This window comes from Undibacterium sp., assembly GCF_030683615.1.
GTDB lineage: Bacteria > Pseudomonadota > Gammaproteobacteria > Burkholderiales > Burkholderiaceae_D > Undibacterium > Undibacterium umbellatum.
The window spans coordinates 1-12,822 of the sequence record NZ_JAUXQE010000004.1; the positions used below are offsets into that span (position 1 = coordinate 1).

Genomic DNA, 12,822 nt, shown 5'->3' on the forward strand with positions numbered 1-12,822 from the left:
ATCCATGGGCGCGATCGGCATGGCCGGGCGTGAGCAGCTGGACAACCTGGTCATGGTCGTTAACTGTAACCTGCAACGTCTGGATGGCCCGGTACGTGGCAATGGCAAGATCATTCAGGAACTGGAATCAGATTTCCGTGGCGCAGGCTGGAATGTCGTCAAAGTCATCTGGGGCAGCGGCTGGGATGAATTGCTGGCGAAAGACAAAGACGGCATCCTGCAAAAAGTGATGATGGAAACTGTCGATGGCGAATACCAGAACTACAAAGCCAAGGATGGTGCCTATGTACGCGCCAACTTCTTTGGCAAGCATCCAAAATTGCTGGAAATGGTCAGCAAAATGTCGGATGACGACATCTGGCGTCTGACCCGTGGTGGCCATGACCCACACAAGATTTATGCTGCGTTCAAAGTCGCCCAGGAAAACAAGGGCCAGCCTACTGTCATCCTGGCGAAGAGTATCAAGGGCTTTGGCTTTGGCAAATCCGGCGAAGCACGCAACACTGCGCACAACACCAAGAAGCTTGATGACGAAGCCATCAAGGCCATGCGTGACCGCTTCCAGTTGCCGATTGCTGACGCTGAATTGCCAGCCATCCCGTTCTTCAAACCGGCTGACGACACGCCAGAAATGCAATACCTGCATGCGCGCCGTAAAGAGCTTGGTGGTTATTTGCCACAACGTCGTCAAAAAGCCGACGAGGCTTTGGTGGTGCCTGAACTGACAGCCTTCCAGGCCATGCTGGAACCAACGGCAGAAGGCCGTGAAATTTCCACGACTGCTGCTTATGTCCGTATCCTGACTGCCTTGTTGCGCGATGCCAGCCTGGGTCAGCGCGTGGTGCCTATCATGGTCGATGAATCCCGTACATTTGGTATGGAAGGCCTGTTCCGTCAGATCGGTATCTTCAGCCAGGTCGGTCAGTTGTATGAACCTGTCGATAAAGATCAGGTCATGTACTACCGCGAAGACAAAGCCGGTCAGATTTTGCAAGAGGGTATCAATGAAGCTGGTGGCATGAGTTCATGGATCGCTGCCGCGACTTCCTACTCGACCAATAACCGCGTCATGATCCCGTTCTATACCTATTACTCGATGTTCGGCCTGCAACGTATTGGTGATCTGGCCTGGGCTGCTGGTGACATGCGTGCACGCGGCTTCTTGCTGGGTGGTACTGCTGGCCGTACGACATTGAATGGCGAAGGTTTGCAGCATGAAGATGGTCACAGCCATGTATTGGCTTCCACCATCCCCAACTGTATTCCTTACGACCCGACCTTCGCGCATGAAGTGGCAGTCATCATGCATGACGGCCTGCGCCGCATGGTGACCGATCAGGAAGATGTGTTCTACTACATTACCCTGATGAATGAAAACTATAGCCACCCAGGTTTGAAGGCAGGTCAGGAAGAGGGCATCATCAAGGGTCTGTACCAGTTGCAAAAATCCGAGCAAACCACCAAGCACCGCGTGCAACTGATGGGCTCAGGCACTATCTTGCGTGAAGTGATTGCCGGTGCTGAATTGTTGCAAAATGACTGGGGTATTGCTTCTGATGTCTGGTCTGCACCGTCCTTCACCTTGCTGGCACGTGATGGCCAGGATGCTGAGCGCTGGAACATGCTGCACCCGACCGCAGAACCACGCGTGCCTTACATCGCTCAATGCCTGAAAGACACGGCTGGCCCTATCGTCGTCGCAACGGACTATATGCGCACCTTTGCTGAACAGGTACGTGCCTTCATACCAAAAAACCGCAGCTACAAGGTCTTGGGTACAGATGGTTTTGGCCGTTCTGATTCCCGCGCCAAACTGCGTGAATTCTTTGAAGTCAACCGTTACTTCGTCGTCATCGCTGCGTTGAAGACACTGGCTGATGAAGGTGCATTGTCTGCATCCGTGGTGGCGCAGGCGATTGCCAAGTACGGTATCAATGCAGATAAACCTAATCCGGTTACTGTGTAATTTTACGTCTGACACCCACTAACATTTCCTGCTCCCTTCATTTGTAGGGAGGGGCAGGATGAGCGTGAAGCCAGAGTAAAAACTGGCTTCACCCCAACCGCCCTGTGATTGCACTGGGCGACAATGGAGAAAACTATGAGTAGCGTAGAAGTCAAAGTACCGGATATTGGTGATTTCAAGGAAGTTGAAGTCATTGAGCTGATGGTTAAAGTCGGCGACACCATCAAGGTGGATCAGTCACTGATCACCGTAGAGTCAGATAAAGCCAGCATGGAGATTCCATCCAGCCATGCTGGTGTGGTCACAGAAATTAAAGTCAAGGTTGGTGACAAGGTAGCTGAAGGTTCCTTGCTGGTCGTGGTGGATGCTGCGGCAAGTGCTGCAGCGCCAGCGACGGCACCTGTGGCTGCTCCGGCAGCATCACCAGCGCCAGTAGCTGCAACGCCAGCTCCAGCACCTGTAGCATCTCCTGCACCTGCTCCAGTAGCGGCAGCAGCACCAGCTGCTCCTGTAGCAACAGCCAGCTCAGGCAAGGCCCATGCCTCACCATCGATACGCAAATTTGCGCGTGAACTGGGTGTAGATCTGAGTCGCGTGGCCGGTTCCGGTCAAAAAGGCCGTATCACGCAAGAAGATGTACAAAACTTCGTCAAGGGCATTATGGCGGGTGGTACTGCTGTTGCTGCGGTTTCTGCTCCGGCAAAAAATGGCAGTGGTGTCGGTCTTGATGTATTGCCATGGCCATCGCTGGACTTCAGCAAGTTTGGCGCGACCACGACTTCGCCTTTGTCACGCATCAAAAAACTCAGCGGCCCCAATCTGCATCGCAACTGGGTCATGATCCCGCATGTCACGCAATTTGATGAGGCTGATATCAGCGATCTTGAAGAGTTCCGTAAATCTTCGAATGAAGCCCTGGTCAAATCCGGCGTCAAACTGACGATGCTGGCTTTTGTCATCAAGGCCAGCGTTGCCGCACTCAAAAAATTCCCGGCATTTAATTCTTCGCTCGATGCAACAGGTGAAAACCTGATCCTGAAGCAGTACTACAACGTCGGTTTTGCTGCCGATACGCCAAATGGCCTGGTCGTGCCTGTCGTTAAAAACGCAGACCAGAAAACCCTGTCGCAAATCGCGGTTGAAATGGGCGAGTTGTCGGCCCAGGCACGCGATGGCAAACTGAAACCTGCTGACATGCAGGGCGCAACCTTCACCATATCTTCACTAGGCGGTATAGGTGGTACGGCGTTCACGCCTATCATCAATGCGCCTGAAGTGGCGATTTTGGGCTTGTCCAAATCCAGTATCAAACCAGTCTGGGACGGCAAGCAATTCCAGCCACGCCTGATGCTGCCTTTGTCGCTGTCGTATGACCACCGCGTCATTGATGGTGCCATGGCTGCCAAGTTCACCGCTTATCTGGCTGATGTCCTGGCTGATCTGCGTAAAACCTTGCTGTGAACGGAGAGCAGACTATGAGCACTATCGAAGTCAAAGTACCCGATATCGGTGATTTCAAGGAAGTTGAAGTCATAGAGTTGCTGGTCAAGGTGGGTGACACCATCAAGGTTGATCAATCACTGGTGACTGTCGAATCCGACAAGGCCAGCATGGAAATCCCGTCCAGCCACGCCGGTGTCATCAAGGAATTGAAAGTCAAGCTCGGTGACAAGATTGCCGAAGGCAGTTTGTTGCTGGTGATAGAAGCGGAAGGTGTTGCGGCAAGTCCAGCACCAGCGACTGCTCCCGCAATTGCCACTGCTCCTGCATCTGCACCAGCAGCTCCCACTACCGTCGCGCCTGTGGCTGCAGCACCTGCCGGACCAGTCGGTATCGTCGAAGTCAAAGTCCCTGATATTGGTGATTTCAAGGAAGTTGAAGTCATCGAAGTCATGGTCAAGGTTGGCGACAGCATCAAGGTTGACCAGTCGCTGATCACTGTCGAATCTGACAAAGCCAGTATGGAAATTCCATCCAGCCATGCCGGTACTGTAAAAGAAATCAAGGTCAAGGTTGGCGACAAGGTTGCTGAAGGCAGCTTGCTGTTGCTGGTCGAAGCCGCAGGCCAGGCAGCGTCTGCTCCTGCAGTTGCCGCTCCAGCAGCAACTGCACCTGCTGCTGCTCCAGCCGTCCCTGCGCCAATCGCTTCCGGTTACACCGGCAAGGTCGATGTTGAATGCGACATGATGGTATTGGGCGCTGGTCCTGGCGGTTACTCCGCTGCCTTCCGTTCTGCTGATCTGGGCATGAATACGGTGCTGGTCGAACGTTATTCAACACTGGGTGGTGTCTGCCTGAATGTAGGTTGTATCCCATCCAAGGCACTGTTGCACGTAGCTGCCGTGATTGATGAAACCGCATCAATGGCTGCACATGGCGTGACATTCGCGAAGCCAGAAATCGATATCGACAAACTGCGCGGCTACAAGGAAAGCGTCATCAAGAAAATGACGACTGGCCTGAATGGCATGGCAAAAGCCCGCAAGGTCAATGTAGTGCAGGGCGTAGGCCAGTTCCTCAGCCCTAACCACATCGAAGTCACTGCAGCGGATGGCAGCAAAAAGACCGTACAGTTCAAACAGGCGATTATCGCTGCCGGTTCTTCTGTCGTGAACCTGCCTTTCGTACCGGCTGACCCACGCATTGTTGACAGCACAGGTGCGCTGGAATTGCGCCAAATACCAAAACGCATGCTGGTCATCGGTGGCGGCATTATCGGTCTGGAAATGGCGACTGTGTATTCCACCCTGGGTTCACGCATTGACGTCGTCGAAATGCTGGATGGTCTGATGCAGGGAGCAGACCGTGACATGGTCAAGGTCTGGCAAAAATTCAATGAAAAACGTTTTGACAACATCATGTTGAAAACCAAAACGGTTGCAATTGAAGCCCTGCCTGAAGGCATTAAGGTCACCTTCGAGGCGGCAGAAGCTGGCGGGACTGCACCTGCACCACAAGTCTATGACCTGGTACTGGTTGCAGTGGGCCGCAGCCCTAACGGTAAAAAGATTGCTGCCGACAAGGCAGGCGTTGCCGTGACTGACCGTGGTTTCATTAACGTCGACAAACAAATGCGCACCAATGTGCCGCATATTTTTGCGATTGGGGACCTGGTTGGCCAACCCATGCTGGCACACAAGGCCGTGCATGAAGCCCATGTGGCAGCAGAAGCCGCTTCCGGTGAAAAAGCCTACTTCGATGCCAGCGTGATTCCATCCGTCGCCTACACCGATCCTGAAGTCGCATGGGTAGGTATGACGGAAGATGAAGCCAAGGCCAAGGGCGTCAAGCTCGAAAAAGGACATTTTCCATGGGCAGCTTCTGGCCGTGCAGTGGCGAATGGCCGTGACGAAGGCTTCACCAAGTTGCTGTTCGATGCAGAAACCAAACGCATCGTCGGTGGTGGCATCGTCGGCACGCATGCTGGTGACATGATAGGCGAGATAGCCCTGGCGATTGAAATGGGTGCAGATGCGGTGGATATAGGCAAGACCATCCATCCTCATCCTACTCTGGGTGAATCGATAGGTATGGCGGCAGAGGTGTACAAAGGTGTTTGTACAGATTTGCCACCACAACGCAAGAAGTAAGCATGTAATTAATAAGCAGGACCAGACAAAGCCCGGATACAGGAAATTGTATCCGGGCTTTGTTTTTTGTCCTTGAACCTTTCCTCAGAATCTGAACTAGCTCTTGTATTTGCAGTCATAGACTCATAAGATCGCTTAAATCTATTAACCGGGGGATACAATGGAATTTTTTGCACCTTGTGCCATGACGCTGGTGCTAGCCAGCATCGTCTATCCAGCATTCGCACAAAATCAGGGCGCGGCTGCACAAACACCAACGCCAGCACACAAGCCTGCTGGCAAGGCGCAGGCAGGCAAGGATTTGCTGCCTTTCCAGGCAACCGAGAAGCTCTTGCCAAATGGCTTGAAAATCATCATCGTGCCTACTGGTTTGCCAAATTTGGTATCCTTGCAAATCCCGGTGCAGACTGGTTCCCGTAATGAAGTTGAGCCAGGCAAATCGGGCTTTGCCCACTTCTTCGAACACATGATGTTCCGTGGCACCAAGGAAATTCCGGCAGACAAGTACAAGGATATCCTGACCGCCACAGGTGCCAGACAAAATGCCTATACCAGTGATGACCTGACCAACTACCACACGACTTTTTCCAAGGAAGACCTGGAAACCATACTACGGGTAGAAGCTGACCGCTTTCAGAATCTGTCATATAGCGAAGCTGATTTCAAGACAGAGTCCCGCGCCGTACTGGGTGAATACAATAAAAATAGCGCCAACCCTATCAGCAAGTTGTTCGAAGTCACGCGTGACACGGCTTTCCAGAAGCATACTTACAAACATACCACCATGGGTTTCCTCAAGGATATTGAGGACATGCCCAATCAGTTTGCCTACTCCAAAATATTCTTCGATCGCTGGTACAGGCCCGAATATACAACGCTGATTGTTGCTGGCGATGTCGATCCCAAGGCGACCATCACCCTGATAGAGAAATACTGGGGCAAGTGGCAGCGTGGCAAAATGCAGGCGCCTGTACCTGTAGAACCGCCAGCAAATGGTCCATACTACAAACACGTGCCCTGGCCCAGTTCGACCCTGCCCTATGTGACAGTGTCTTTCCATGCACCGGCCTTCTCAGTCACCAATAAGGAGCATGCTGCACTGCGCATGTTGTTGTCGCTGTCTTTTGGTGCGACTTCGGAGTTGTACAAACGCTTGCAGCAGGATGAACAAAAAGTTGATCAGTTATTTGATTACACGCCAGATAACGTAGACCCCGGTCTGGCGACTATCGCTGCCCGCGTCAAGAAGCCTGAAGATGTGGTTTATGTCAGGGATGCGATATTGAAAAAAATCGCCGTATTGTCGCATGCACCTTTGTCTGGCAAGGAATTGGACGACGCCAAGTCCGCGCTCAAATATGGCGTGATACGCAGTCTCGATAATACTGATCAGATTGCCGGTACGCTGGCGCGTTTTGTTCATTATAAGCGCTCCTATGCCACCATGAATCAGTTCTATCAAGTCATCGACAGCCTGACACCTGCCGACTTGCAAGCTGCTGCGAAAAAATATCTGGTCGATGAAGGCATGATAATCAGCACGCTGTCCAGCAATGCCTTGCCTGCTGAAATTGCAACCCTGCCAAAATTGGCCAGCTTGATAGAAAAGCCTGACTACAGCAAATACAATGTGCTGGTGCAGGCATCCAAATTGCCACAGGTACGCTTCAAGCTGGTATTCAATGCCGGTTCTGCACAAGACCCGGCAGGCAAGGAAGGCCTGGCGCGTATGACGGCAGCGATGATAGACAATGCCGGTTCCAAAGAGCGCAAGATAGATGAAGTCAAGAAAGCCCTGTTCCCCATGGCGGCCAGCTTCTCAGCCCAGACCGACAAGGAAATGACCAGCTTCACTGGCTCCGTGCACAAGGATAAATGGCAAGAATATATGCGCATCGCCATGCCGCAATTGCTGGAACCGGGTTTCCGCGAAGAAGACTTCCGCCGTATCAAGGATGAGCAAAAGAATGCGCTCTTGCTTGATCTGAAAGACAACAATGAAGAAGAGTTTGCCAAGGAACGCCTGCAAACCAAAGTCTTTGCTGGTTCTGCCTATGCCCATCCGGTATTGGGTACGCTGAAAGGCATAGAAGCCATCACCCTGGATGACGTCAAACAATTCTGGAAGCAGGCTTATACCAGTGGCGCACTTAATGTTGGCATTTCGGGTGACGTCAATGATGAGATGGTGAATGCCCTTAAACAGGTTGTCGCCAAGCTGCCAGCAGGCAAGGGCTTGCCGGCGATTGCTGCGCCAGCTGGTAAGGCTACGCAAGGTCTGGATGTAGAAATTATAGAAAAAAATACCAGGGCAACAGCAATTTCTTTGGGTTTGCCTATCACGGTGACGCGCGCTCATCCTGACTTCGTATCGCTATGGGTCGCCAAGACCTGGCTGGGTGAACACAGGGCCAGTTCATCCCACCTGTATCAGCGCATACGTGAAATACGTGGCATGAACTATGGTGATTATGCGTATATTGAAGCCTTCCCTGGTGGCATGTTCCAGTTCTTCCCAACTGCCAACCGTGCCCGTCAATCGCAGTTGTTTGAAATCTGGATACGTCCGGTCGCACCTGAAAATGCGCACATGGCCTTGCGCGTGGCAATTACCGAACTCGATAAAATGGTCAAGCAAGGCTTGAGCAAAGAACAGTTCGAGATGACCCGCGCCTACCTCATGAAGAATGTCTTCATGATGACGGCCACCCAGGACCAGCAACTCGGTTATGCACTCGATGCGCAATGGCATCGCACGCCAGAGTTCACAAAAATGATGCGCGATAAGCTGGCGACACTGACTGCGGATGAAGTCAATGCTGCCATCAAAAAGCATCTGAGTTCTGAAAATCTGTCCGTCGTCATGATCGCCAAAGACGCCGCTGATTTGAAAGAGAAATTGGTCGCCGATGCCTTCTCGCCTATCAAATACAATTCCGACAAACCTAAAGACTTGCTGGATGAAGATCAGGTCATTGGCAAGCGAAAGCTGAACATCAAGGCTGAGTCAGTCAATATTATCCCTGCGAGCAAGGTGTTTGCAGAGTAAAAACACGTCAGATCGTCAAAATCAAGCTTAAAAGCCCGTCAATCCTTAGTGATTGTCGGGCTTTTAAGTTGATGTACCCCAAAAACTCAGGGTAGAGGCGTGTTTTTCTGCCATTTTCTGAAAATGATGATAGATTTATCGTATGACGAGTTGTTAGGCGGCTCTAAGACTTTGAAAGTGAAAATGAAATTATTCCTGGATATTCTGAGTACCCTGGGCCTACTGATATGGCCCTTGCTTATGATGATGTCTCCGATGCTGTTTGATGCGCCTGGTTCAGAGAGTAGTAAATCCAATCTGGCATTTCTGTTGCTGGTTATCTTTTACCCTGTCATTATCTTTGTCGGTTACAAGCTGTTTGGGATGACTTATTTTCGCATTTCTGCGGATCGGGCGTTGCTAACAAGTGTAGTGCTGATGGTGTTGGTGGCGCTGGTGTTTGGTTATCCGCGCTTCATTATGAATGTCGTGTCTGGTATTTCGGGCAACGGCTATTTTGTGAAAGGAGACAAGGTATATTACGATGGCAAGAGTATCGCTGGCGCTCAGGGATCCACCTTCAAGACCATAGGTGAGAAGTATGCGCGCTACGCCGTTGATGAGAAGCATGTTTATTTTGATGGTCTGATGATAGTTGGGGCCGAAGCCGCCAGCTTTACTGGTGTCAGCAATCCAAACAATCAGACTGGTGACGTGCGATCTTCCTTGTTTTGGAAAGACCAGGCCCATGTTTATCTGGAGGGGCGCCAACTGCCTGATGCCAAACCTGCAGAATTCCGGCATTTGGGTGGCCGTTATGGTAGTGATAGCCAGCAAGTCTACTATGGCTGGCAAGTGCTGCAGGGCGCGAATCCGGTGAGTTTTCAATTGCTAAGCCCCGATATCGCCAAGGATGATAAGCAGGTATTTGTTTTCGACAAGGTCTGCAGGCTAAGCGTTTCTACTGCGGAGTTTCGCATGTTGTCAAACCAGGATCTGGCTGTCTATGCTACAGATGGACAGCACCTTTTTGTGGTGTTTTTTGGTACGCCTGAGCCCCTGCAAATTGTTGCAGATGCTGATCCTGCTACATTTACATTGCTGGAACGGGCTTATTTCAAAGACAATAAACGAGTTTACTACAGAGATTCCAGCCTGAACAAAGTGATCTGGCTTGAAGCAGCCGATGCTAGCAGTTTTGTGGCTGGCAATTATGACGTGAACACCGATTCAGATGCACATGATGTTTCACGCTATTATCTGGGTGGCAAGCTGGTAGCTGCAAAAAAATAGGCAGCTACCTATACATCTACCTATTCATCTACATATATACCTGCATATTTTGCAGAAGTTGATCCTATAATTTTTTAACAATATTGACCTACGACAACCAGGGGCATTGAGAAATGAATACAGCCAGTAGCGTTGACAGTTTCACTTGTCCTGAATTTTTGGGGATGGAGCGTACCATCATCGATGACTTTGTCGACTGCACGCGGGAAGCTTGCGAAGAAGCCGAAGCCTGTGTCAAAGAACTCAATAATGATGGTGGTACTGCGTATGTGCACAGATTGTTCCGCGCCATGCATTCGCTGAAAGGCAATTGCCAGATGGTGGGATTGACGCCCTTTGTTGAGCTATTGCACCGTGTTGAAGAGATCGTCGCCAGAGTGAGGGCAGAGCAAGCGCCTTATTTTCGGGAGTTGGGTGAGTTTCTATTGCTGGCCATCGATGAAGTCGAGGATTTGCTCAATGATTTGATTGCCAACGGCAGCACCAGCGATGTCAGACGCAAAAAACTGTATGAATTGTGCGATGCCCTGCAAAAAAGTGGCAATCAGGATTTTCAGCCGCAGCAATTCAAGGATGCGATTGCTTTGCTGGATGGTAAAGTCAGCAGCAAGGAGGCTTCCGGCAAAGCCCCGAAGGTGCTGCTGGAGTTGCAGGATGACATGCTCATGATGCACAGATTTGCGCAGCAAATCGACCACCTCAGTATTTATAGAAAAAATCGCAGTGAGCAGGCAGCTCAACTGACACAGTCTTTGAATGAAGCTTTGGGCTTCCCCGTCGATGCACGGCAATTGGAGGCAGCCTCCTTAATGCATGACGTCGGGATGAGCTTTATCCCGCACAGCATTTTCAATAAAGAAGGGGGCTTGTCCAGGGAAGAGCTGAAAATAGTGCAAGAGCATGTGGTCACTGGCAGCCAGATGTTGTTGCGTTTTGGTGGGTGGGACGAGGCTGCTCGCATTGTACTGGATCACCATGAGCGGTATGACGGTTACGGCTATCCAAATGGATTGAAGGGGCAGGAGATACATGCTGGTGCGCGTATGCTGGCGATAGTGGATACTTTTTGCTCTATCACCAATGAACGCTCAGATCGTAGCTATAAGCGTAGTTTGTTGAGTGCGATTTCTGAGATCAATGCCAATATAGAAAGCCAGTTTGATCCCCGGATGGTAGAGATGTTCAATGATGTGGTGCGCAAGTTGATTGCCCGGCAATAAGCATTCGCACACATCTTATGCAGATAAACAAAATACCGACAGTTCCAATCAGAGACATAGGCTTGCGCAATATACGCCGTAGCGATGTACATGCCTGGTACAGTTACCTCAAGAATCCGGATGTGATCAGGCATACTAGCTGGAATTTGCGCAATGAGGACGATTTACTTGTACAGTTCGGTGCCTATGAAAGTAAGGAACTTAACTCGCCCATCCGTCTTGCCATCGTCAATCATTCAGATGACAAGCTGATAGGCACAGTTGGTTTTCATACCATCTCGGACATCAATCGCAGTGCAGAGCTGGCCTATGATCTGGCACCAGAATATTGGGGGAAGGGCATCATGCAGCCCGCTGCAATGGCGCTCTGTGACTGGGGGTTTCAACAAGCTGGCTACAACCGAATTCAAGCGACCGTGCTGGACAGTAATTCTCCTTCCATACAATTGCTGGAACGCATGGGTTTCCAGCGTGAGGGCTATTTGCGGGCTTTTCGCATGGTGCGTGGCAATCCCGGCAATTTTTGGATGTATGCCCTTTTGGATCCTGATATTGCTGATAAATAAACTAATTTCAGTAGTGAATTAGTAAGACTGTTTTTTTCCTGCAAAGCTTGTTGCTTAGTGTTGGACATTTGCTTATAGCTTGAGTTAGGCTGGCATTGAACCGCCTCTCAATTCTTGTTGAGCTGCGCTGCTACTCAATTACCAGCAATCGTCAGCAACGGCCAGCAAAGACCAGGAACGCAAGCATGTTGTTAAAACGCTCAAAAGAAGAAGTTGTCTTGCTCATGCTGTGTGGTTTGAGTATACCCAGCATTCTCCCCTTTGGTATCGTCCGCTTGTTTCAGGGCAATTTTTTGATGGCAGCGGTTGATCTCTTGATCGTGCTTGGCATGTTGTGCATTATGGTGTTTGTCTGGCGTACCCGGCGCGTCCGTCTTGCTGGTATTGCTGTCACGGTGTTTTATTCGCTGGGCATGCTAGCCGCCATCTATGTCAAAGGCGTGCCTATCGTGTACTGGGTGTATCCCACCATGATTGCTGCCTTTTTCATACTCAGGGCTAGAGAAGCCTTGTTGATCAATAGCGTATCACTGTTATGTCTGATCGCGATATTGCATGGTGCGATGCAGATACTGGATTTGTCCAGCCTGGTCGTGACTCTGGTGCTCGTCAATTTGTTTTCTTATATCTTTTCCGACCGTACCAGCCTTCAGCATTTTGAATTGAACCAGCAAGCCGAAAAAGATTTTTTAACCGGTGCTGGAAATCGCCGTGCTTTTGACAAACAACTGCAAACCCTCTGCGCCAAGGATGTGGTCCAGACAGATGCGTGCATACTGATACTCGATCTTGATCATTTTAAGAAAATCAATGATCAGTTTGGTCATACTGTGGGTGACCAGGTCTTGATACAATTTTGCTCGCTGCTGCGCTCACGTATACGTACTGCCGACAGTTTTTTCCGTTATGGCGGTGAAGAGTTCGTCATCGTTGCCATGGGTGCTGATGTTTTTGCTGCAGCACGTTTTGCCGAAGAATTGCGCTCGCTGATCGAGAAAGCGCAATTGTTACGCGATTATCCTGTCACGGTATCAATCGGCGTGGCAAAGAAAATTGCTGACGAAGAAGGTGAAGCATGGTTCCAGCGCGCGGATGCCAAGCTCTATGAAGCCAAACTATCCGGGCGCAACGCTGTGCGCGTGGCCATGGAATAGAGGGG

General features: G+C 50.6%; 8 protein-coding genes. All 8 read left to right on the plus strand.

Features of this window, described 5'->3' with window-relative positions; genetic code table 11:
- Window positions 1–1,966: pyruvate dehydrogenase (acetyl-transferring), homodimeric type (gene aceE / locus Q8K39_RS00940; protein WP_305257924.1), on the plus strand; the 1,966-nt coding region annotated here is incomplete at its 5' end.
- A 135-nt stretch (window positions 1,967–2,101) separates the two neighbouring features.
- Window positions 2,102–3,427 (plus strand): dihydrolipoyllysine-residue acetyltransferase, encoded by a 1,326-nt coding sequence (gene aceF / locus Q8K39_RS00945; protein ID WP_305257925.1) that lies wholly within the window; start codon window positions 2,102–2,104, stop codon window positions 3,425–3,427.
- A 14-nt stretch (window positions 3,428–3,441) separates the two neighbouring features.
- A complete protein-coding gene (gene lpdA, locus Q8K39_RS00950) occupies window positions 3,442–5,556 on the plus strand; it encodes a dihydrolipoyl dehydrogenase (protein WP_305257926.1) in 2,115 nt (704 codons plus the stop codon).
- A 160-nt stretch (window positions 5,557–5,716) separates the two neighbouring features.
- Entirely contained in the window at window positions 5,717–8,605 is a 2,889-nt protein-coding gene (locus tag Q8K39_RS00955) for a pitrilysin family protein (protein WP_305257927.1), read from the plus strand.
- A 183-nt stretch (window positions 8,606–8,788) separates the two neighbouring features.
- On the plus strand, window positions 8,789–9,877 hold the full coding sequence (locus tag Q8K39_RS00960) for a DKNYY domain-containing protein (RefSeq protein ID WP_305257928.1): 1,089 nt from the start codon (window positions 8,789–8,791) through the stop codon (window positions 9,875–9,877).
- Between the two features lie 113 nt (window positions 9,878–9,990).
- Window positions 9,991–11,097, plus strand: a complete 1,107-nt coding sequence (locus tag Q8K39_RS00965; protein ID WP_305257929.1) for an HD-GYP domain-containing protein — start codon at window positions 9,991–9,993, stop codon at window positions 11,095–11,097.
- A gap of 17 nt (window positions 11,098–11,114) precedes the next feature.
- A complete protein-coding gene (locus Q8K39_RS00970; RefSeq protein ID WP_305257930.1) occupies window positions 11,115–11,663 on the plus strand; it encodes a GNAT family N-acetyltransferase in 549 nt (182 codons plus the stop codon).
- A gap of 185 nt (window positions 11,664–11,848) precedes the next feature.
- Complete coding sequence (locus Q8K39_RS00975) at window positions 11,849–12,817, plus strand: GGDEF domain-containing protein (protein ID WP_305257931.1); 969 nt, start codon at window positions 11,849–11,851, stop codon at window positions 12,815–12,817.
- Window positions 12,818–12,822 lie beyond the last annotated feature (5 nt).